This is a genomic window from Leptospira johnsonii (assembly GCF_003112675.1).
Lineage (GTDB): Bacteria > Spirochaetota > Leptospiria > Leptospirales > Leptospiraceae > Leptospira_B > Leptospira_B johnsonii.
Genome location: NZ_BFAY01000006.1, coordinates 354,509 through 377,404, shown reverse-complemented (window position 1 = coordinate 377,404; position 22,896 = coordinate 354,509). Strand labels below are relative to the sequence as shown.

21 protein-coding genes and 1 tRNA gene are annotated in these 22,896 nt (G+C 41.6%); 10 read left to right on the top strand and 12 right to left on the bottom strand.

Features of this window, described 5'->3' with window-relative positions; all coding sequences use genetic code 11:
* Window position 1 precedes the first annotated feature (1 nt).
* Together LPTSP_RS05415 and LPTSP_RS05410 are read right to left on the bottom strand one after the other, a co-directional pair.
* Window positions 2–847, bottom strand: coding sequence for a prepilin peptidase (locus LPTSP_RS05415; protein WP_108927781.1), 846 nt, complete (start codon window positions 845–847; stop codon window positions 2–4).
* A 9-nt stretch (window positions 848–856) separates the two neighbouring features.
* Window positions 857–1,972, bottom strand: a complete 1,116-nt coding sequence (locus tag LPTSP_RS05410) for a pyridoxal phosphate-dependent aminotransferase (RefSeq protein ID WP_108927780.1) — start codon at window positions 1,970–1,972, stop codon at window positions 857–859.
* A gap of 167 nt (window positions 1,973–2,139) precedes the next feature.
* Between LPTSP_RS05410 and LPTSP_RS05405 the strand changes: the two genes are divergently transcribed.
* The 7 genes from LPTSP_RS05405 (at window position 2,140) to LPTSP_RS05375 (ending at window position 9,819) form a co-directional block, all read left to right on the top strand.
* Window positions 2,140–5,169, top strand: coding sequence for a vWA domain-containing protein (locus LPTSP_RS05405; RefSeq protein WP_108927834.1), 3,030 nt, complete (start codon window positions 2,140–2,142; stop codon window positions 5,167–5,169).
* A 34-nt stretch (window positions 5,170–5,203) separates the two neighbouring features.
* Entirely contained in the window at window positions 5,204–5,686 is a 483-nt protein-coding gene (smpB, locus tag LPTSP_RS05400) for an SsrA-binding protein (protein WP_108927779.1), read from the top strand.
* Window positions 5,687–7,057 carry a ribosome biogenesis GTPase Der gene (der, locus tag LPTSP_RS05395; protein ID WP_108927778.1) on the top strand — a complete coding sequence of 457 codons (1,371 nt, stop codon included), beginning with the start codon at window positions 5,687–5,689 and terminating at the stop codon, window positions 7,055–7,057. It begins immediately after the preceding gene.
* The gene (gene plsY, locus LPTSP_RS05390) at window positions 7,054–7,689 is read left to right on the top strand and encodes a glycerol-3-phosphate 1-O-acyltransferase PlsY (protein ID WP_174704427.1); all 636 of its coding nucleotides are present in this window, start codon (window positions 7,054–7,056) and stop codon (window positions 7,687–7,689) included. Before der ends, plsY begins: the two co-directional genes overlap by 4 nt.
* A gap of 81 nt (window positions 7,690–7,770) precedes the next feature.
* Complete coding sequence (locus tag LPTSP_RS05385) at window positions 7,771–8,457, top strand: hypothetical protein (protein ID WP_108927777.1); 687 nt, start codon at window positions 7,771–7,773, stop codon at window positions 8,455–8,457.
* Between the two features lie 103 nt (window positions 8,458–8,560).
* Complete coding sequence (locus tag LPTSP_RS05380) at window positions 8,561–8,773, top strand: hypothetical protein (protein WP_108927832.1); 213 nt, start codon at window positions 8,561–8,563, stop codon at window positions 8,771–8,773.
* Window positions 8,774–8,886: 113 nt separating this feature from the next.
* Entirely contained in the window at window positions 8,887–9,819 is a 933-nt protein-coding gene (locus LPTSP_RS05375; RefSeq protein ID WP_108927776.1) for a DMT family transporter, read from the top strand.
* Here the strand turns inward: LPTSP_RS05375 and LPTSP_RS05370 are convergent.
* The 8 genes from LPTSP_RS05370 to LPTSP_RS05335 all read right to left on the bottom strand — a co-directional run bounded on the left by LPTSP_RS05370 (window position 9,816) and on the right by LPTSP_RS05335 (window position 17,562).
* On the bottom strand, window positions 9,816–10,037 hold the full coding sequence (locus LPTSP_RS05370) for a hypothetical protein (RefSeq protein ID WP_108927775.1): 222 nt from the start codon (window positions 10,035–10,037) through the stop codon (window positions 9,816–9,818). The genes LPTSP_RS05375 and LPTSP_RS05370 overlap by 4 nt on opposite strands.
* A gap of 12 nt (window positions 10,038–10,049) precedes the next feature.
* The gene (locus LPTSP_RS05365) at window positions 10,050–11,261 is read right to left on the bottom strand and encodes an EAL domain-containing protein (protein ID WP_108927774.1); all 1,212 of its coding nucleotides are present in this window, start codon (window positions 11,259–11,261) and stop codon (window positions 10,050–10,052) included.
* A 152-nt stretch (window positions 11,262–11,413) separates the two neighbouring features.
* A complete protein-coding gene (locus LPTSP_RS05360; RefSeq protein WP_108927773.1) occupies window positions 11,414–11,830 on the bottom strand; it encodes an acyl-CoA thioesterase in 417 nt (138 codons plus the stop codon).
* Window positions 11,831–11,833: 3 nt separating this feature from the next.
* Entirely contained in the window at window positions 11,834–12,439 is a 606-nt protein-coding gene (locus tag LPTSP_RS05355; RefSeq protein WP_108927772.1) for a TetR/AcrR family transcriptional regulator, read from the bottom strand.
* 28 nt (window positions 12,440–12,467) lie between these two features.
* Window positions 12,468–13,718, bottom strand: a complete 1,251-nt coding sequence (locus LPTSP_RS05350; RefSeq protein ID WP_108927771.1) for an MFS transporter — start codon at window positions 13,716–13,718, stop codon at window positions 12,468–12,470.
* A 3-nt stretch (window positions 13,719–13,721) separates the two neighbouring features.
* On the bottom strand, window positions 13,722–14,402 hold the full coding sequence (locus tag LPTSP_RS05345) for a biliverdin-producing heme oxygenase (RefSeq protein ID WP_108927770.1): 681 nt from the start codon (window positions 14,400–14,402) through the stop codon (window positions 13,722–13,724).
* Window positions 14,403–14,559: 157 nt separating this feature from the next.
* Complete coding sequence (locus LPTSP_RS05340; protein ID WP_108927769.1) at window positions 14,560–15,612, bottom strand: serine/threonine protein kinase; 1,053 nt, start codon at window positions 15,610–15,612, stop codon at window positions 14,560–14,562.
* Window positions 15,613–15,729: 117 nt separating this feature from the next.
* A complete protein-coding gene (locus LPTSP_RS05335; RefSeq protein WP_108927768.1) occupies window positions 15,730–17,562 on the bottom strand; it encodes a motility associated factor glycosyltransferase family protein in 1,833 nt (610 codons plus the stop codon).
* Window positions 17,563–17,639: 77 nt separating this feature from the next.
* On the opposite strand from LPTSP_RS05335, the gene LPTSP_RS05330 reads away from it, so the two are divergent.
* From LPTSP_RS05330 to thiH, 3 genes are read left to right on the top strand one after another with little or no spacing between them, the layout of a single operon-like run.
* Window positions 17,640–20,423: a chromosome segregation SMC family protein gene (locus LPTSP_RS05330; protein WP_108927767.1), complete on the top strand. Its 2,784-nt coding sequence runs from the start codon at window positions 17,640–17,642 to the stop codon at window positions 20,421–20,423.
* Between the two features lie 9 nt (window positions 20,424–20,432).
* Complete coding sequence (locus LPTSP_RS05325; protein WP_108927766.1) at window positions 20,433–21,245, top strand: thiazole synthase; 813 nt, start codon at window positions 20,433–20,435, stop codon at window positions 21,243–21,245.
* A complete protein-coding gene (gene thiH, locus LPTSP_RS05320; protein WP_108927765.1) occupies window positions 21,226–22,362 on the top strand; it encodes a 2-iminoacetate synthase ThiH in 1,137 nt (378 codons plus the stop codon). Before LPTSP_RS05325 ends, thiH begins: the two co-directional genes overlap by 20 nt.
* Window positions 22,363–22,446: 84 nt before the next feature.
* Here the strand turns inward: thiH and LPTSP_RS05315 are convergent, their stop codons facing one another.
* Both LPTSP_RS05315 and LPTSP_RS05310 read right to left on the bottom strand, forming a co-directional pair.
* The gene (locus LPTSP_RS05315; RefSeq protein ID WP_108927764.1) at window positions 22,447–22,734 is read right to left on the bottom strand and encodes a Cys-rich protein; all 288 of its coding nucleotides are present in this window, start codon (window positions 22,732–22,734) and stop codon (window positions 22,447–22,449) included.
* 23 nt (window positions 22,735–22,757) lie between these two features.
* Window positions 22,758–22,831, bottom strand: a tRNA-Met gene (locus LPTSP_RS05310).
* Window positions 22,832–22,896: the final 65 nt, after the last annotated feature.

Here is a 22,896-nt window from a genome sequence, read left to right as displayed (position 1 = left end):
CTTATAGAATGAGATCCGCCCAGTTGGGAAGTAAACCTGAATTTGATAGCATTCTACCAAGAAATGTCAATGCCAGTCCGATCGAGAAATATATCCCCATCGGGATCGGGACTTGTCTTAGACTTTCTCCTTTTTTTCTTTTTAGGAAAGTGACTATGATCGCGATCCCATACGAAGAATTTAGGAAGAAGATCCACCAAGGATGAAAGCATAGGAATGCGAATACAGGAGCAAATATTGCGTCCGCAAATCCCATTCCTGCCGGGAATATAAAATATACTAAGAAGAATACAGCGGAGAAGGAAACGTACACTATCAATTCAGCCTTTCCCGGAACGGAATCGAATAATAGATAATTAGCCAATACTCCGAATAGAAGTATGAAGGGCAAATTTTCGTAATCCAAGGAAAACTTTTTGAAGTCCGTACTTGCTGCGACTAATAGATGTCCGCATAAAGCTAAGAATGCAAAACTACCGAGTAATTTTCCGGAAAGAAGAAAGGACACTACGAATAATAATCCGAACACAGCCTCACAAAGTGAGTACAACGGATTGATTGGAGCCTTACAGTTGGCACATTCTTTTTTGGAGAGCCAGTATCCGAATACCGGAATGATTGCCTTACCTTTGATCCTTGTGCCGCAAGATTCGCAGGCAGAAGGTTCTATTAAGATCTTTTTGAACCTGAATAGTTTGGAGCCGATCTTTCTTTCTTTTCCGTAATAGAATCTAAGGATCCTATAAGCCAGAGTAGAATAAAAACTTCCCATGGAAAAGGAGACTAAAACGCCTCCTATCCAAATGACGAAGAGCAAACTTGGGAATTCGGAATATAAATCCGCCAAAATTTTCTCTTAAGAAGCCAGTTCTTTTAGTGCCGTTACGCCTCGTTTCAGATTCTCCCATTCGGAAGCGAAACTGATCCGGATATATTCTTTGGAATCCGTGAATATATAACCTGGCACTAAGATTAGGCTTTTTTCTTTTACCGCTCTTACGATAAAATCATCGTCCTTCTCTTTTATTTTTAAGAAGAAGTAGAAAGCTCCCCCGCTTTTTTTTAGCTGGTAATGGTCCTTTAGATTTTCGTAAACGAAATCTCTTTTTTCCTTATAATCGTCTATATAAGGTTGCATTTCCGTTTTGAGAGCTTCTATCCCCATCCATTGGGTCACAGATGGAGCACAAACCAGAGTGTATTGTTGCAAAGTAGTTAATGTTTTTATAATAGGAGCCGGAGCAACTATGGATGCCAACCTAAGTCCTGTCATACTATAGGTCTTGGAAAACCCGGAAAGAGTGATCGCTCTTTCATAAAAAGATCCTACGGATGAGAAAGACTTATCGTAATCGAACTTCTCGTAGATCTCGTCAGAGATCAGATAAGCCCCGGTTTTTTCCGCGAGTTCCGCAAGCGCAGCCAGTTGTTTTTTTGTTAAAACGGTTCCGGTCGGATTAGAAGGAGTGGAGAAGATGATGATCTTCAATTTCTTATCCTTGAACGCATTCAGATCTTCGGGTTGGAAATCCTCGGAAACGGTATGCATCTTTCCGCCATAAATTTTGATATAAGCTGGATACATCAAGAAGTGAGGAGTTACGACTAAACACTCATCTCCTTCGTTCAGAAGAGAATTAAATAATAATAAGAACGCGGAGCTGATCCCCGAGGTAACTAAGATCCGATCAGGACTCGCGTAATCGATCTGATTTTCCTGTTTGTATTTTTGGGAGAGAGCTTCTTTCAGTTCCGGAATTCCTGCCGTTAAAGTATAAGCAGTTTTTCCGTCTCTTAGAGCTTTGACCCCAGCCTCAATAATATTTGGAGGACAAGGAAAGTGTGGTTGTCCAATGGAAAGATTGATCGGGTCTTTTAAGCTCCCGGCTAATTCGAATGCTTTTCGGATGGCTGAGGAATCCAAACCTTGGATTCTTTGCGCTAGTACATAATCAAGGGTACTCTGGCTCATATAAATACGCTAATGTGAAACCCGTTTGACGAACAAACCGAAATTAGTCTTGAAGCTAGAAATTTTCCGTCGGTGCGCAAGGCTGAAAGTTGGAGTTCCCAACCAATCGTTCTCCGAAATACCGAAATGAGATTGCCTCGGAATTCCACTTTCCGGATCTTGGGGACATGGATACAATTTCAATCGCCGGCATCAAAGTACCTAAGTCTAAATTAGGAAATAACTCCGGCTCATTAGGTTCCGATCTGGTGGAAACAGATTCCACAATCCGGAATTTGCAAAATATTCTGTATCCTCTTCTGGAATCTCGTCCAGTGCTTCTTGTAGGTGATGCCGGGGTTGGTAAGAACGCACTCATCTACTATATCAATTTTAAAAGAAATCATCCTACTGCAAGATTCAGTTTTAATGAGGACACACTTCCGGAAGATCTGATCGGTTCTTATCGATTGCTTCTGGATGGAAAAGGTTTCGCTTGGGGAGATGGTCCCTTAACTTCAGCGGTCAGAAGCGGGGCAAGTTTTGTGGCGGACGAGATGAACCTTTGTCCACCTCATATCATCAAACGTTTTTCTACTGTGTATGAATCCAACTATTTGGAACTGATCGAAGGTGATGGATCTCGTATCCATGGTGCAGAAGGTTTTAATTTTATAGGAACTCAAAATCCTTCGGAAGGATTCGAGGGACGTAAACCTCTTCCTTTCGATATTACTAGATATTACTCTACCGTATTTATAGATCCGCATACTCCGGACGAAATTTTGTTCATATTAGGAAAATTGTATCCGAACATGAACGCAGATATTCTTAAATCTTGTATCCGTGTTTCCTTGGAGACAGAGTCCAAAGTTGTTTCAGGTACATTAGGAAAAGGTGATCTTGAAAAATATCACTTCAATATCCGGAATCTTAAAAAACTTTGCAATCGTATCTTAGCTTTAAAGGCGGACCAGCCAGAGCTTAGATTCAGAGAACTTTGGAATTTTTACGTAGAGCCATTCCGTAAGGAAGAAGACCGGAATTCCCAAATTGAACTTCTACTTAAAGAAACTGGATTAAAATCCAAGCCGAATCTTCCAGAGCCCAAATTCGAAGTGCATAAGAGCTCCTTATTCTGCAACGATAAGGAAATCCATATAACCAACGAAAAAACGGCAAAAGAGATACTTTCTTCCATTCCAATGCCTTTAAAACTAAGGGAGTTTGCGGAGAAGGTCTACTCAGCAGTTCAATTCAAAGAAAATGTTCTGATAGAATATTCTGAAGAGCAAGATCCTCAGCTGATTCTACCATTATTTACGGAGATCAGCGGAGTTCCTTTGGAAGCTGTACATCTTTGTAAAGGGATCCATACTGCGGATATCATAGGCGCCTTAAAACCGATCGTAGGTTCCCAAGTAGGTTGGGTAGACGGTCCTCTTACAAAAGGGATTAGAGAAGGCGGGAATATCCTGATCACAAACCTAGAAGCAGCAGGCGCAGAACTAGTAGAAAAATTGAATATGCTTACGGATGATGCTAGGGCACTCGTTCTTCCTCCGGAAAGTTCAGAAGATAAACCTCTTTCTTTGAAGGAAGACTCTCGCATATTCGCGTTGAAATTATTCAGAAAAACTAAATCTACTCCTACGATCTCCAGAGCATTCCGTAACAGGTTCACTTCTGTACTATTCCCTGAACTGGAAGACAATGCAACATTACAAGAGATCCTAAACTTTTATCTGCCAGAAGGTGACCTTGTTTCTAAAATGGCGGAGTTTCATACTAAAATTAAGGATCTTTCTAAAAAGAGAACGATCGGTTCTGCGAATTTGATGCCTTATACATTCGGACTTTCTAATCTTTTACAATGGAAGGACCATATCCTGCGTTATGCCGAAGAGTCTCTTGGAAAAGATGGACTTAGAGAGATCGCAGTTCGAGGCGGAAGGATAGCATACACCAATCAGGTTTCCGATCCTGGAGAAAGAAAAGAATTGGAGAGAATTTTAGAATTCTCCTTATCAGGTATCGAGATCGTATCGGACTTCTTCCAAACCTTGGAGGATAAGAAAAAAAAAACTCTGACCCCTTCTACCGAAATCGAAAAGAAACGTTGGTGGGATCCGGAATTACATAAAAGGGAACCTATCACCGGAAAGGCAGAACTCAAAAATTCAGGAAGAGAATTAAGGGAAGGCCTGGAGATCAATACACCCGAAACAGGCGGCCAAAGAAAAGAAGGGCCCGACGCCTGGTACGGACAAGAGACCAGAGGAAACATGGGCCAAGGTGAGCCTGCAGGCGGAGGCGGAGCCTGGGGTTATCGCACTGAAGAATTATACAAAGCATTCTTAGCAAAACGTAGAATACTTTGGGAATACACCATCCAAACCAGCATCAAAGAATTTAAGGAAGTTTTCGGACGCAGTTTGGAAGAAGTGGAACTGAACCTCGAAAGACTTTTTGATCCGGAGATTGATATCAACCGGATGTATCGAAGCGAAGGTTCTCGTATCGACACCAGAAAATATATTTCTTTTCTATCCGGAAAAGGGGACTCTAAAGTATTCGATAAGACAACCATAGATAAAGACGAAGAAAAACTGAAAGGTGTAGAAGTCGCCTTCTTAGTTTCCAAGTCCCGTAGGATCTTTAACTTCGAATATTCTGTGGCTACATTATCGGCCATGCTTTCCAGCGCTCATATTCTGGATGAACATGATGTAAACTTCTCCGTAACGGCTTATTCGGATAGAATGAACCGAAAAGACAGGATCGACCTAGTCCAAGTGAAACGAATGGACGAATACTTCGATTCCAAAAAGGAAGAAGAAATGTTCGATTCCCTCCGTTCCGACTGGCAAGGGGACGCGATTGAAGAATACCAGCTCTTGGAACAGATAGAATCCTACTTTTCCCCGGAGGCACAGACGAAAATACTGGTAATGATTTCGGACTTTAGGGGACAAAGGGGCAAAACGGAGATCGAACAGGAGATCCAGTCCCGGGACAATAAACGCCTTAAGGCTGAGATCCTAAAACATTCGAATAAAAATTACGTGTTTTTGGGTGTGGGATTGGGGCGCAGATATATTGCGGAGCATTTATTTCCGGATTCTATCCAAATCACTTCCGAAAACTTTTATAATATGCCGAATTTGATCGGAGCAGAACTGGGAAGATTGATCCTGACTCACCATTCTTCCCGATAACGGTAAACGCGGGTAAAACCCGCGCCTGGGAACTATGGCCACGAAAAAGGAAAAAGACAACAGCCCTCAACCTCTGGTAAATAAAAAAGCCAAGTTTAACTTCGAGTTGATCTCATTCATCGAAGCGGGGATTGTATTATCCGGATCTGAAGTCAAAAGTCTCCGAGAAAAAAAAGCAAACCTTACAGATGCATTTGCAAAGATAAAGAACGGAGAAGTTTACCTGGATGGTTTTTCCATCAATCCATACAAAAACGGAGGATATGCAAATCATCCGGATATTAGACCTCGTAAACTTCTGCTGAATAGAAAAGAGATAGATAAGTTAGATAAACAGATCAAAGAAAAGGGATTGGTGCTCGTCGCGACTAAAGTATATTTTAAAGACAACCGTTGGGCTAAGGTAGAGCTAGCATTAGGAAAACCTAAAAAACTCTACGACAAACGGGAAGATATGAAAAAAAGCGACGCAAAACTGGAAATCGCGAGAGCGATGAAGGCCAAGAATTACTCTTAAATGTCCTCCAAAAAAAGAGTTCCGATAATAAGTATCGTAGGACGCCAGAATGTTGGTAAGTCCACGTTATTCAACGCGCTTCTGAAAAAGAAATTAGCGATCACAGAAGATTATCCTGGCGTAACCCGAGACGTTCTTCGTGCCAGGGTTTTAAATCCGGAGAAGGGCCTGGACTTTATCCTCGCCGATACTCCCGGTCTAGACATAGAAAGACCTGAAGGTCTGGAAGAAGCAGTTCTCGAGAACGCTTTCAGACAAGTTGCAGAATCCGACCTAGTAGTTTTTCTTTTGGATCTAAAAGAAGTTACTTCTTACGATTCCAGGCTCATCGATAAATTCAGAAAAGATCCTGAGCTAAACCAGATCCCTGCGTTATACTGCGTTAACAAAGTGGATCATCCTGAAGATGAAGAGGACCTAGATTCTTTTTATAAGATGGGCTTGTCGGAGATCCTACCGATTTCCGCGATAGGTAGAAGGAACCTTCCGCTTCTTTTGGAAAAGATCGCATTCTTACTTCCAAACGCAAAACGAAAGAACCAAACCTCCGAAGAAGGAGAGACTACTCCTACGGAAGATTTCAGCCTCGCCATCGTAGGAAAACCGAACGCCGGAAAATCCAGTTTATTAAATGCCCTTTGCGGATATGATAGAGCGGTTGTGAGCGAGGTTGCGGGAACTACCAGAGACTCTGTAGATACAACAGTTACCTTCGAAGGTAAAAAGATCCGTATCACAGACACTGCAGGTATCCGAAGAAAATCGGATAAGGCAGAAGCTTTGGAATTTTATTCTTACCAAAGAACAAAAAGGACAATCGAGAATTCGGATGTGGTCATCCATCTTTTGGACGCACTTAAAGGTTTCGGAGAATTCGACAAAAAGATCGTAGGAATGCTCCAAGAAGAAGGAAAACCTTTCCTACTCGCCGTAAACAAATGGGACGCTATAGAAGATAAGGATAATGATTCCTTTAAAAACTACCAAGAACGTTTGTATTCCAGATTTCCTCTTCTAAAAGAAATACAGATCATCACCTTAAGCGCTAAGGAAAAGCAGAGGATCCATAAGATGATGGAGATGACCATAGATCTGGCATCTCGCTCTAAGAAAAAGATCTCCACTTCCGAATTGAATCAGTCTCTTAGGGCATGGATGGCGGAAGCGGGTAGGTCCTTCTCCGCTAATAAACCTCCTAAGATGTTGTATTGTACACAAGTTTCCGTTTCTCCGTTCCATTTGATCTTATTCGTGAACCATATCGATTATTTCAAATCCAACCTATTAACATTCATTAAGAAGAAGCTGACCGAAAAGTATAATCTAAAGGGCATTCCCATCCGTTTGGAATTGAGGTCCGATCGAAAATGAACGAGCTGTATATCGTTTTCCCGCCTGCTTCTTTTCTCTTGGGTTCTGTTCCTTTCGGATTTTTAGCTGCAAAGTATAAGGGGATCGATATTCGACAAAAAGGAAGCGGCAATATCGGAGCAACCAATGTGACAAGATTGCTTGGTTGGAAAATCGGTTTGCCCGTCCTGCTTTTGGATATTTTTAAAGGTGCGATCTTTCCGCTTTTGATCCGGATCTTATTCGGAGAATCTAATGAACTTTTGGCATTGATCTGCGGAGTGGCTGCAGTTCTCGGTCATATGTTCTCTCCCTTCTTAAAGTTTAAAGGGGGGAAGGGAGTGGCCACAAGCTTCGGCGTATTTGCAGTACTCGCTCCCGGACCGATACTCGTCACATTGATGGTATTCTTAAGTTTGAAAAAGATCTTCGGGTTTGTGTCCATCGGTTCCATAGGAGGAGCCATCACTCTTCCTATTTCCTACTATATACTTTCTTTGATAGACGGTAAAAGTTTTAACACTCCTATCTTTTGGGCGATCGTATGTATCAGTTTTACGATCTTGGTACTTCATAGGACCAATTTGATCCGATTGATCAAAGGGCAGGAATTCGCTTCCGATAAAGAGAAGTATTCTAAAGACCAAGAATAAACTATTTCTAAAATTTCCGAGGGTTCGTTTTAGGCTTGAATTAGGAAGTGACCGGATTTAAAAATCTTCCTTAAGGTTTTTATGATTCACAAGGAGATAGACGAAAACCGCACTAGAGAAGAGAAGATCGAGAGTCTGAATAGATTCTTGCGAGCTCATCCTTTGGCAGAGATCCAAGATCTATATAAATGGCTTTATTACGGAGAATTCGGAGAGATCGCCATCCAGGAATTCTATACCGAAAAAAAGAACGCTCCGGCTCTTCACTCTATGTTAGAAGAGTTAAGATTCGACGGTGATAATAATATTTCTCCAGAAAATGTTTGGGAACCTCTTGGTTTTTCTCAAAGATACCTGATGGTCTATCTTACGCCATATTACAATATGGAATATCCTTTGATGAGGATCGTAAATTTGATCCAAAGATCTTCCGCATTCCAAGGATATCGAATGAGATTCAAATTGGATTGGATCTTACTCAAGGACGAGATTGTTTCTCGAAATATTGGATTTTCCAAACAGGACTTTATCAATTTTGAAGACAGGATCCAATTCCACCAATTACCTGAGTTGGATTTTTCAGATACATTCCGACAAAATTATCCTGCCGCCAAAAGGATTATCGCGGGTAAATTATTCTTCGAATATTTCCCTGAATTCATAGGGGAGCCAAGAGGATTCACCTTACTCGAGGACGAGGCCGGTTCTTCCGTTCCTCAAGAGGAAGAAGAAATGGTTTACCCACGCTGGGAAGGCGAGGCTCTGTAGGAGTTCCTGCAATCACGGCTAAAGTGGTCATTCTTTCCCGAAATTTCTTTCTTTACAAAACTTGCCGAATAGTCTAAATTTTGTAAAAATAGGATTCGCAGTTATGTTACAAGAAATCAATGCAGCCGGAAGTAATAACCGAGCTGCCCAACAATTCTCACAATCCGAATTCACCATCCGTAATATGCCGGATCGTCTTCATCCTCTCAGCAACATGGAGTCTGTTGTGACAGCGCCGAAGAGTCTCGCCAAGGTAGGCGTAAATACCGACGATCAAATTACTCGCAGGGGTTATCTAATCGATCTAAATGCATGATCATTCAGATACAGACTAAAAGTCGAAAGGAAACCCGGCACTAAGGCCGGGTTTTTTATTATACTCCTCTTCAAGAGGAGAAGAAAAAAACTGGTAATGAGGCAGAACTAGGGATGTTCCAAAATCAATCTATAAAATTCTTTATCCTACTCGTGATTGCCATGGTGAGTTGGGGATTCGCTTGGCCTTCTGCAAAATCGATTGTGGGCACAGAACCTCCAATCGTGATCGTATTCTGGAGATTCTTAGCGACCGCAATTTCACTGGTCCCGATCCTCATCATAAGAAAGGAATCAATTGCCTTACCGGACAAAAAAGGATTACTACAAGTTGCAATAGGCGCTGTCTTATACACCATATACAATCAGTTTTTCTTATTGGGGCTTAAGCAAGGACTAGCCGGAGCAGGTGGGGTATTAGTCACCACAATGAATCCGATCTTTACTTATATCTTAGTCCATACCTTCCAGAAAAAACTTCCTTCCGGAAAAGAATTTGTAGGTTTGTTCATAGGATTAACCGGTGGATTCTTTCTCTTAAAAATTTGGGAAGGAGATTGGACACTCTTATTCCAATCAGGGAACGTTTACTTTCTTCTTTGTGCGTTTAGTTGGGCAATTCTAAGTATGAATAGTCATAGCACTGGACAAAGAATGTCTCCGATGGTGTACAGCTTTTATGTATTCAGCATCGGAACGATCTTAGATCTATTTCTCGCATTTCCTTACGATCTAGGCGGAGTAATGGACAATGATTGGAATTTTTGGGTCCAACTACTTTATCTTTCCGTAATATCCACAACCTTTGGTACCACAGTGTATTTTTATGCTTCCAGTAGATTGGGATCAAGAACCGCGAGTTCTTTTATCTTCCTCGTGCCTGTGACAGCACTCTTAGGAAGTTGGATCTTTTTGGGAGAAGAGCCTAAATTAAGTACATTACTCGGCGGAGTGTTCGCGATCTCGTCTGTGATCATATTGAACAGGACCCAGGGAAAAAAAGAAGAAGTTTCGGCGGTCGAAGAAGAATTGGAAGTTCCGAATTAACCCCAATTGCTTTGATAAAAATGTTTGCCTTTAGGAGCAACCTGGAATCCTTCTGGGTGCTCCACGATCAGGCTGGCCTCTTTCAGATCTTCTAGGTGAGGTCTCAGCTTCCATTCGGATAGAGAAGTGTTCAGTTCCAAATCCCTCATCGTAAGAAATCCTCCTTCGGAAGACGCCCTATAGATATCTTGTAGGATTTGGTTTTCAATACCGCTCATTGAAACCGTTGTTTAATACAGTCGAGGGGCGGTCACGTCCAAAAACACATAGGCACCGGATTCTACTTCTCTGCTAAAAACGATCAAATCCTTTACTGCGTCGCTATCGAAGTAACGCTCGCTCATTCCCCAATCATCTGGCTTTCTCATAGAATCTCTAAGCTGCCTATAGAAATACGGAAGGTAAGACCAATTTTTACCGATCCCATGACTTGTTTCCCTAAAAGAATCCTCTCCTGTCCTCATATAGTAGGGAGACAATTGAGTTCCTTTAGAATCGGTGATATAGACCCTATGGATCTCTTTGGAAGATTGGAAAACAGTATAAGCGTCAATCATATATCTATTAGCTATTTTTAATACAGGGAAAGGATTCAGAAGCTCCCCTAAAGTCAGTCTGATCTTATTTTCGAAATTCAGCTCTTGGCGAAGAGCTTCCATTTTTTTCTGATGAAAAAATTTCACCATTTCTTTGATGGATAAAGAAGGCTCCTTGCCGGTGGAAAGTTCTGCTCCAGGTTTCAAGAGCAAAAATCCCTGTAGAAATCTTGCTCCGCCTTCTAATGCAAAATACAATTCTTCTTGGGTTTCTAAACCTTCATACAAAACGGAAGCGCCTAAGGAGAAGGCGATATCGCGAATATGTTCCAATACTTTTCTGACCGAAGGAGAACGAGAAGAAGCTCTGATCAATCTGAGGTCTAATTTTAAAAAGTCAGGGCGGAGAAGTCCCACTCTTTCTATCCCTGAGGCCTCCGATCCTAAATCGTCCAATGCGATTTTAAATCCATATGCGCGGAGAAGGTCCACTGCTATTCTTAAGGAATCCAGGCTTCCGGAAAATTCCTCTTCAGTAACCTCTAAAATAATACGGGTCGGTTCTATCCCATACTCTCTGGTTAAACGTAATAATCTAAAAGAATCTATCCTTTCATTCTCCAATTCCCTATAAAGACGATTTGGAGAAATATTCAGGAATAATTTGGATTGGTCCGGATGAATTTTAAGTTTTTCTAATGCTTTTCTCCAGAGACCTTCTTCCAATTCTCCCAATTCAGAATCGGAAAGACCTGTCTCCGCGGAGAATAAATAACCAGCAGAAACGATACCATCAATACTCTTTTTACGTGCTAAAACTTCGTGAGCAAAAATTCGTCCGTCTTCAACGGATAGGATCGGTTGGAAGAATGGGATAATTTCTGTTTCAATTTCTACTGCCTCCATTTCGTTCGTTATCTTGGATGAATCTACCGTTATGGCAAACTTAAATCCTAAATCGACATTGTTTTGGAAGGGGATTCGGTATTATTATTAAATTAGTTTAATATAGTTAAATTTCCTCTACTCGCTTCACTCTGTATGACTGACCCATAGAGCTAAACTACGGAAAGAACTTCTAAAAATTTCGCAGGACGTTTTCTGTTCAGATCTAATAAAGTCCACTCTGTGCTTGCTTGGCAGGCAACTTTGCCGTTTGACAAAAGTATTTTTTGTTCAAATACAGCTCTTGTGGGAGAAGTTAAAACCAGATCCGATTCGATGGTGATTTCTTCCGGATAAGAGATCTCTTTTACAAATTTTAGATTCAAATTTAAGATCACAGGACCAAAACCTTTGTCAGCAAATTCTTCCATAGGAGCTCCCCAATCTCTCATGGCTCTCATTCTGGCCTCATCTAAATAACCCTGATAGTTCTTATTATTCACATGTCTGTTCGCATCTAACTCATCCCATCTTACGTTCAAAGAATGTTTATGACCTTCTCTGATCTTTTGTGTTCCCGCAGTTTCCATGTTTTAATCCTTAGGGTTTAAAATTTGTATTAGAATTTTATAAAAGTTCTCTACCGGCTCTAAAGAACCGATCGCTCTACCTACAAGAAGAGCGCCTCTCCAAGAGGATTCCAGAAACAAAGCAAATTCGCTATCAGAGCCAGGAATATTCAGTTTTTTGAATGATCTTGCTTTCTGGATGACAGCTACTAGTTGTTCTAGAGCAGAATCGAAATAGTTTTTGAGTGGTGTTTGGAGAGAAGTTTCAGAATGTCCCAGCTCCTGACCGAATACATTGACAAGACAGGAAACACCTTTTTTTAGGAGTTTTTCCTCCAACTTGATCCTTTCCTTATATAGATTTAAAAGAGAAGAGATCGGATCCTCTTTCGTTTTTTGAAGGATTTGCTCATTCCATAAGATTGCATTTTCAGAATAATATTCCAAGGCTTCAGAAGCAAAATCCTGCTTGGTAGGAAAATAATTATAAAAGGAGGCCTTTGGGATTTTGGCCTCATCCGAGATTTCTTGGATACCTGTTGCGGAATATCCGAACTTACGAAAACGATCGATCCCTTTCAGAATAAGAGTATGCCTCTTCTCCTTGGCCGATTCTGCACTAATTCTCATACGAAATTAATGCGACCGATTGGTCGTATTAATCAAGTCTTTTTTCTTTTTCTAAAATTTTAGATAATAGGGGAAGGGTGCTTAAGACTAGGAAAACTTCCAAGGCACCATACAAAATCCCTGTGAATTCCAGGCTCGCAGTTTTGTCGTATATGTGACTGAATCTGTCTTGGACGGAAACGGAAACCAGAGGTCCCAAAAGAAATCCCAAGGAACCGAGTCCGGTAAATACAGTCATGACCACTGCGTTAAAGCCGTCGGGTGCAAGAGAAGAAGCAAGTCTCATCGCAGGAACATACATGATCCCAGCACCTATCCCACAAGCGATCATGGACAAATACAATCCGGCAGAAGTGTTCAAAAAACCTGTGCTTGCTTGGGAAATCCCATAAATGAAAGAACCGATCCAAACCAAAGAGATAGAATTCCATCTTCTGGAAAGAAGTGCAGCAGGAAGCGATAACACACTCATCAATAGAAACATGACTCCGAAAAGTCCTCCGACTTGTCCTGGGGAAAATCCGAGGTGCTCCCTCAAATGCAAATTTAAGGAGCTTAAAAAATATCCTACAGTGAACCGATCTACAAAATGGAATGCGATCGGAACGAGTAATAAGGGGGAAAGTGATAGGGCAGTTTTTGTTTTTTGCCAACCTTCCCATTCTAATTTTTTCAGATTTCCTTCTTCTATAAAGAAGAAGGAAAAAATTCCTAAAATCAAAAGAATGAAACCGCCCACGAAGAAGGGGAGAATAGGGTTTTTATTCCCTAAAAATCCAAGAGATTGGCCTACACCTCCTCCTAATGTGAGAAGTGTTCCTCCTAATCCGAATAAAATTCCTTTATTATAAAAACTAGATGTTTGGTCTTTTTCGCGATCGGAAATACAGGTGAGAAGCAAACCTATTACAAAAATATGAGCCCCTCCCTCCAAAAATCTCAAAACAAAAAGTGAAGAGATATTTGGCATAAACGGGAGAAGGGCTAATAAGAGTGCATCCAATATAGCAAAAGTTCCGATTAATTTTTTTCTAGTCCCTAGTTTATCCGATAGCCATCCCGCTAAAGGGGAAAATAAAAAAGAGCCAAGCATCGCGGAACTTTGGAACCAGGCTACTCCGTATCCGGTTCCACCCAATCTATCTTTTATAATTTCTTTATATACCGGCACAATCATCGTAACCGGAAGCATAGCCAAAAAGATGAAGGATAATGTGATCCATGGAAAAGTATCCACTCCCAAGGAGGAGGATCCTTTTTTAGCAGATACTTTTAACAAAAATCAGTGCCTCGCAGGACTTGCTAAAACTTCTTCGAATTTGGCTTTGCCAATAGAGGAGACCAGAGTTTCTTCCAACTCGTCAAAAATTTTACCGTTCAATTTGAAAACTTGGTTTGCCTCTTGTACGATCTTCTGTTTTTCAGAGTCGGACAAAGAAAGAGAATCTAAGGCGTTTCTATATTTATCCTTAAAATCTTTCGGACTAGAAATTTCAGGGAATTCGTAAAAATCCAGACCCGATGTTCCTTCTATCCCTAAAGCTTTAGCGGCTACTCTTTTTAAGATCTGTCCGCCGGAAAGATCTCCCAAGTATCGAACATAACTGTGAGCTACCAATAGTTCCGGAGAAGTATTTGCGATTTCTCTAATATGTTTTACGTAAGCTTCGGTTGCTGGTGTGGTTTTAGGAGAATGTCCAGGTTGGAAAAAATGTGCCAGGTCCTTTTCGATCTGCGCTTTTCTATATAATTCCGGGAATCTGATCTTTCCGACGATTGGATGGTCTTTTTTATTTTCCAACTCTTCTTCCATTGCAGCATACACGAAATAGAAAGATTCCAAATGTTTGGCGTAACTTTTGGGCTCCAATACACCTTTCATAAAGCAGCGAATGAATGCGTTGTTTTCCGCGATGGTATGAGATTCGGAAGTTCCGTCTCTTAATGACTGGGCAAGGCTCATGGTGTTTCTCCTGACAATACTGTGACAAATCTCCAATTTTAGGGTTGAGAGTCAATCTCAAAAAATTGGATTTGGCAAAATTGCCAGATGGAGAATTTTGTAGGCACTTCGACTAGGGGAGAAGGCGCGAAATTTTGCGCCGTTTGGGAGCTGAGGGCTAATCCTCCATATCCCAGAAAAAATCCTTATTCGTAAGCTCAGACTCGTCCGTCTTTGCAAAGGAGTTCCTACCATCCGGCTCTGAAGATACAGGAAGATCCGAACCCAGTCTTTCCAGGTCCTGGGTTTCTCTTTCCCAATATTCTTCGGTTCCGAAATGAGGAAACGCATTCGGGAAGGAAGGATCTTCCCAACGTTTCGCGATCCATGCGGAATAATGGATATAACGCAAGCCACGCAATGGTTCCACCAGATCGAACCAAGAGGAGCGAAATTCCCGAAACTCGCGATAACCTTCTAAAAAGATCTCTCTTTCGTATTCAGAAGAGGAGTCACCGAAAGGAAGGAGCATCCAGAAATCTTGGACTGCTGGTCCGGTCACAAAATCGTCAAAGTCGATAAAGCAGAGTCCGTCTGCTGTCTGTATTAAATTTCCTTTATGGCAATCTCCATGGATGCGGTGGAATGGCATACCTTTGGAAGCCTCGGAGAAGGAGCTAAAAATTCGATTGGCCGCTTCTTGGTATCTTTTCCAGAGATGGGTGGGTAGGAACTCCTTCTCCTTCAAAAATCGCAAAGGTTCCTCGCCGAAATTTTTCAGATTGTATTCGATCCTATGTTTCGCCTGTTTAGAGGCTCCTATATTGTGGATCCTGGCGAGAAGTCTTCCTGCTTGGACTAAATTGTTCTTGTCCAACTCTTCTACCAATCTTCCTTTTTGGAGAGGCCAGATCGTATAATAAATTCCTTTTGTTTCTCTGACAGTAACACCGTTTTCCAAAGGTAAAGGAGCGACTACTGGTATCTCTACCTCTTCCAACTCTTTTAGAAAAGAATGCTCTTCTAATATTTGATCCAGGGTCCAGCGCCCTGGACGGTAGAATTTTACGACGAGCCTTCCACCTTCTTCTAGGCCAACGTCATAAACTCGATTCTCCAAACTGTTTAAGGCGAGACAATGTCCGGAGACGGAAAATCCAGCGTCTTCGACAGAGGATAAAACTGAGTCTATATCGAGCCGATTATAGAATTCTTTGCCTGGGATTTCCATGATCACTAGTATCCGTATAGAAACTGGTAATCATAGGATTTTTTTATTTTGCAACAGCCGCTTTTGTAAAGAGAACGGAAAATCCTAAGCCTCTGGGTTTATCGCATAAGATTACGTCTAACCAGAATTTTCTCCTGCTAGTAACTTTCTTCGAAGCATAGTGAATTCTTTTAAGATGGCACCTAAGAATAATTCTCTTTTGCGTGCCTCGTCTAATTTATCCTTGTGGCGAAGAATGTATACTTCCGTTTTTCGGATCAAGTATCTTAGATCTTCCCATTTGCCTAATATGTTTCGAAAAATAGAAAGTAGATCCGCATAAGCAGCTTCTTTCTTTTCGGGTTGGGAGAATTCTTCTTTGATCTTATCTATTGTTTCTAATAACTCTTTTTTGAAATCTGTGGGAGATCCAACCAGGGTTTCCTGGATCAATTCAGGTTTCCAGGCTGGAAATTCTTTCCAGAAGTATTGGTGGTCTTGGAATCCGTTTAGGATCAGGCTTGCTTCTTCCGGTCCTATGTTCTGCGCGTTCTCTATTTTGGCGCCTTGGGTATTTACATTATAGACTGGAAAATCCAAGGACTTGGAAGATTCTTCAAACCAATGTCTGTATAAGTCCAAAACATAATCCGTTAATACTTCTCCGCCTGTAACGGACGGAACGTATCTTGTGTCTCTTTTCCGGACCACTGCCTCATTGATCTTTTCCAAACTGGTTTTTCTCGAAAGCAAGGTAAGCCATTTCTCATTATGATGTGTGCCTGTGGAATGGATCTCTCTACCTGAATAGGCCAGATCCTGGCCAACTAAAAAGCAGGGTTTGCATCCGAGACTTCTGAGTAGATCGAATGCGGTCGTGGCAACGCTTCCCCCGGATTGTACATCTCCGATAGGACCGAGTAAGGACTCTGCACTGGAACTTCCGGCTGTTGCTTCTCTTTTTAATTCTCCGGAAGCATCTACCAAATATTTGGCGGTAATACTGTGGACCACAGACTTAAATTTCAAATTTCTTAATATAGGAGGAGAGCTGACCAGGTCCGCGAATAACGGGATTTCGGAGGTTTTTTCTCCCAAAAAATGGAATACTGAATGTGTTTGTGCGTCTAACGTCATTACTCCGTCAGGTATGATTCCATATTTGAGAAGCACTTTGAGAGAAGTATCGCAGGACATTACAAAAACCTTATCTCTGATACTCTTGATCCATTCACATTGTCTGCGTAGATTCGGTCCTGCGGACACGAGTAGGGAAGGTGTTCCGTTAAATTTTTCCTTTAAGAATTCGATTTTGGTTTTAGGACTTGGCGGAGATAAAAAATTTGCAGTGTTTACAAGAGAGTTTCTTACCCAAATTCTTTCGAATTCGAATTTGGTAAGTAGATCGCTCATCTTTGAGGAAAGAATTTTTCGAAGTCTTATATCCGTTTCCGCATAGAACATTTCTTCTAAGGAAACGCTCGCTGCATTTCGGACGATCCTGATGCCTGAAACTCTTTCTACAGGAAGTGATTCTAGATAATTCCAAAGAAGAGAAAGTGAATTTTCTCCCAAGAACAAATGTCTTCCTGGGACTTCCATCACAGGTTCCAGCCATTCTTCCCAAAGAGGAAAGAGCAGATCTCTGTCCTTATCTATGAGTAATAAGATTTGCCCGGGTTCTAATTTGGACTCTACTTCTCGGATCAAATGTGGATTTCCGAGCCCCAAAACTGCGACCAGATCTGTAGATTGTATGGAAACTGAATCTAATTGGCGTTTTGCTTGTGTGAGAGGAGCGACTGTGCTTGCTAATGCCCTTCCTTTTTTGGAGAGAAAGAACTCATTTTGGTTTTTGGCCGCTTCCAGTCGGAACTCCAACATCTCCGTAGGAGGATTTTGGAAATACAGGCTGAGATAGGGTTTTTTCCCGAATATTTCTCTTGTTTTTTCCGGGAGATCGTGAGACATAATACTCCTAAGCATTCCAGAGTCCGCCCGATTCTGGTCACTTGCAATCAATTTCCCAAAGAAACACAAAAATACATATGTATCTCAAAAGCCTGAATATTGTTGGATTCAAGACCTTTGCGGACGAGACAGAAGTTCTTCTCGATCCGGGATTTACCGCAGTTGTAGGACCTAACGGTTCCGGAAAATCGAATATAGTCGACGCTTTAAAATGGGTCTTCGGCGAAAAATCCGCCAAGGGTCTTCGCGGTGATAAGATGGATGATGTCATCTTTCACGGTTCCGAAGCTCGTAAGCCTGCTGGATTTGCCGAAGTTAGCGTAGTCTTCGATAATTCTTCCAAACTCATTAAGATGGATTATCCAACCATCAAATTAACCCGCAGATTGTACGCGGATGGAAATAACGAATATCTAATAAACGATTCTAGGGTACAGCGTAAGGAGATCGAAAAGATCCTACTCGATACCGGGATCGGAAAGTCCAGTTATTCCATTATGGAACAGGGAAAAGTGGATCGTATCCTTCATTCCAAACCGGAAGAGAGAAGGTTGATCTTCGAAGAGGCCGCAGGTATTTCCAGATTCAAGATGGAAAGACAAGAGGCCCTCAAAAAACTTTCAGACACGAATCAGAACCTTCTTCGTATCCAAGACATTATGAATACGATGAAAAAGGAGATGGAAGTTAAGGAAAAACAAGCGGAGAAGGCAGAAGAATATTTCCGACTCAAGCAGGAACTGGACGAGACGGACAAGATCATCCGTTATATTAAGTTTTCTACTCTGACCAGAAAATTCGAAACTTCCGAGAACGAATTAAAAGAGATCAAAGAAAAGAACAGAGTTCTTTTAGAAATGATTTCCGCAGAAACCGGAAGGATCGATGAGCTGGATCATCATAAGTCCGATCTGGAGAAAAAGGTCGCAGAGATTGACAAAAAACTTTTGGACCATCTCACCCAAACCCAGATCCAAAAAGACAAGGTAGAGAGTAATAAAGGTATTATCCTAGATTATTCGGATCGTATTTCGGATATTCGAGAATCCCTAACGAAGGAAGAATCCGCTCAGAGTCTTCTTCAGATCGAAAAAGAAAAATTAGAAAAAGAAGCGATCGATATAGAGGGAGAAAGTAAATCTCTGGAACTAGGCATCGAGGAACTTCGTAAGAACAAATCCGAAATAGAATCCAAGATAGAAGCGGAGAATACTTCCATCCAAGAGAAGGAAGCTAAGATCCAATCCAACGACAAGCGACATGTGGAATTGAGAGAAAGACTAAAAGAAGTCATTTTTGATCTGATCTCCCAATTGGAATCCCGCAAAAAAGAAGCTCAGTCTACAGAAGAGGAAAGAAACCGTCTGAAGGAACTCCTACTCGGAGAAGCAGACAGGATCCATTCCGTCGAAACGGAACTGAAGACTACTTTGGACTCTTATACCGGAGAAGAAACTAAAAACAAGATCTCCTACTTAGCCGGAAAATTAGAAACAGAAAAGTTCAGATCCAAGCTAGGAGAATATTTCTCCTTAGAAGACAGTATCCGCACTTTATTATTCGATAGAGACGGATTCTTATCTCAAAAAGAAGGTTTAGACCAAGAGATAGAAGATCTGATCTTAGAGAACGAAAATCTAACCCGTTCCATCAAAGAATCCGGACTAACCATAGAATCCTTAAGAGAAGAAGCGGAGAATATCAGAGAAAAAATCGTTTATTTAGAAAAACGAATCTTAGAATTAAATTCCGAAAAGAATTCCAAATTAGAATCCGCAAAATCTCTTTCCGAAAGGATAGAAGAGACCCAAAAAAGGATCGTAGCGGCTCAGGAATCCATCAAAACTTTAGGCGCTAAAAAAACGGAATTCGAAAAAGAAGTGATCGAACTGGAGCAACAGATCGAGAACAGATACAACGAATTTTTGGAAATGAGCCGTGCTCTTGATTCTGAAAAAGAAGCTCTTAGAAATATCGTAAAAGAGATCCAAGGTTTAAAAAACGAGATCCATAAAAACCAAGAAGATTATAAGAACTTATTCCCTATCTTGACTGAGAAGGAAAAGGCAGTCTCTGTTTATAAGGTCCAACTGGAATCTTTCTCCGAAGAATTGTACAACGATTATTCCATCTCCGAGCAAGAACTTTCAGACGAGTTCAAAGACAAGAAGCCTGAAAAGGGAGAAAGTGAGACCAAGCTCAAACGTTTAAAATCTGATATCCAAATGTTGGGTTCCATTAACCCGCTTTCTATCGAAGAATATAGAAACGTAAAAGAGATCTACGAGCACCATCGCACTCAAAAAGAAGATATCGAAAGATCTAAAAACGATATCGCTGAGATCCTGAAAAACATCAACGAAGAGTCTGAAAAACTTTTCAGAGAAACTTTCGAAAGGATCAGGGAAAATTTCCAGGAGACATTCTCCACTCTGTTCAACGGAGGAAAAGCGATGCTCGAACTCGTGGACGGGGAAGACAGCTTAAACGCCGGTATCGAGATCATGGCGGAACCTCCTGGCAAACATGTCCAAAACCTAAGGCTTTTATCAGGGGGTGAAAAATCCCTAACTGCGATCGCTCTATTATTCGCGATCTATATGGTAAAACCTTCTCCATTCTGTTTCTTGGATGAGATAGACGCAGCACTCGACGAGGCGAATAAACTTCGTTTCTGTCAGATCTTGGATAAGTTCAAGGACAAGTCCCAGTTTGTGGTGATCACTCACGCTCAGTCCACGATCCATAGGGCAAATTCCATTTTTGGGGTCACAAACGAAGAGCCTGGAATTTCTAAAATTATCAGCCTGAGACTTGATGAAGCCAGAGATTTTGCTGGAAGAGCGATCGAAGCAGTATAATCTGGAATTGTGGCAGAATCCGACGATCTAATCATCGCAGGCAGAAGGTTCAAATCCAGGCTGTTTTTGGGCACTGGCAAGTTCTCTTCCGGTGCTGCTTTGGAACAAGCGATCCATTCTTCGGGAACGGAAGTGGTGACTGTAGCTCTACGCAGAGTAGATCTGTCTTCGCCTGAGGACGATATTTTAACTAAGATCGACCGGGAAAGAATATTACTTTTACCTAATACGAGCGGCGCAAGAGATGCGGAAGAAGCTGTTCGACTTGCAAGACTGTCCAGAGAATTAGGTGGAGGCAATTGGGTGAAACTGGAAGTGACTCCCGATCCAGTTTACCTTCTTCCGGACCCTATCGAAACTTTGAAGGCCGCACAGATCCTGGTAAAAGAAGGATTTCATGTTCTACCGTATATCAACGCAGATCCAATCCTTTGTAAACATTTAGAAGAAGCAGGTTGTGCTACGGTTATGCCTTTGGGATCTCCTATCGGGACCAACCAAGGGATCCGCACTTTGGCAAATCTAGAAATTATCATAGAACAATCCAATATTCCTGTGGTTGTGGATGCAGGACTCGGATTACCTTCTCATGCTGCGCAAGCTATGGAGTTGGGAGCAGATGCGGTCCTTGTAAATACTGCAATAGCGATCGCAAAAGATCCAGCAAAAACGGCCTACGCATTCAAACTTGCAACGGAAGCAGGAAGGATTTCCAGGTTGTATTCCAATTCCGGAATTTCCACATCCAAACAAGCATCCGCTTCCAGTCCTCTCACAGGATTTTTAGAAGAAGAATCTAGAAATGTACACGGAGTTATTTGATAAAATCACCTTCTCTGAAGCGAAGGAAAGAGTATTATCTAAATCTAAAATAGATATAGAATCGGCGCTTCATACCTCTCATTCGGGAAAAGCTCTAAATTTCGAAGAGTATCTTTCCTTAATACATCCGATCGCTGATACTTATTTAGAAGAAATGGCGGAACTCTCCGTCGATTGGACCAAAAAAAGGTTCGGGAATACGATTTCTCTCTATATGCCTATGTATCTTTCCAATGAATGCAGATCTTCCTGTGTTTATTGTGGATTTAGTTTTGAGAATAAGATTCCCAGAAAAACTTTGACCGAGTCTGAGATCCATGCCGAGTCGAAGGTTCTTTATTCCAAAGGGATCAGGCACGTTCTCATCCTGACTGGAGAAGATTATTCTATCACAAATTTAGAATATTTGAGATCTGCAGTTACGATCTTGAAATCATATTTCGATTCTATCTCGATAGAAATTTATCCTTTGGACCGGGAAAAATATGAGGTATTGATCTCAGAAGGAGTAGAAGGTCTGGTAGTCTACCAAGAGACTTATGATCCGGAAACCTATTCCAAGTATCACCTTCGTGGTATGAAAAAGAATATGAGATACAGGTTGGATGCACCTGATAGAGGGGGCCTTGCTGGATTTCGACATATCGGAGTAGGCTCACTCCTTGGACTTTCGGATCCGTACGGAGAAATGTTCCGTCTAGGGGAACATGCACATTATCTTTCCAAAAAATATTGGAGAACTACGATCCAAATTTCCCTGCCCCGTATGAGGCCCGCAGAAGGCGAGTTCGATAAGACGATCTTTGTTCCGGATAGAGAGTATGTTCGATTCTTATTTGCTCTCCGTCTTTTTTTACCTGACAGCGGACTAGTACAATCCACAAGAGAAACCGTTCGGATGAGAAACCATCTAGCGGGGATGCCTATCACTCATATGTCTGTGGAATCCAGAACGGATCCCGGAGGATATTCGGGCGGGGAAGAATTAAAACAATTCGAGATAGAAGATACTAGAAAGATCGAAGAATTTACGGAGATGTTAAGGAAGAAGGGACTGGACCCAGTCTTTAAGGATTTCGATCGGGCATTTTTTCAAGTACCCGATCGAGTAAGTTAAGAGCCTGTCCCTGACAGTCCAGGCTCTTGAAGCCCGGGATCATATACTTATCAATAATCTAAGCTTTGGAACGGACTATAAGTATTATTTTTTTCCTTTATAACTTTCCATCAAGCAGCTATTAAAAGCTGTACATTGACCTGAATGAGTTTCATAACAAGAAGTAACTGCTGAGTAATTTTTGCGGCATGTATTTAAACATCCGGCTCCCACTTTTTGTCTATCTGCAGCGCTAAGCTTTTTTTGGCCTTCTACACAGTTTGTATAAAAATCACAGATCTGATTGCATGCTTGGCTTTGAGCGGAAACGGAGGAGAATCCGGCGAAAACCGTAGCTAGCAAGATTAGGGTTGCGAGGATTGTTTTTTTCATGGGTGTGTTTTCTCCAAAGGACCTAGCGACGCAGGGATTCGAACCCCGGACCTGCGGATTATGATTCCGTTGCTCTAACCAGCTGAGCTACGTCGCCGTTATTCCTAGGAAATACCTTTGGAAGGTATTTACCGGTCATTTTTTTTGAAATACCGGCCTTGT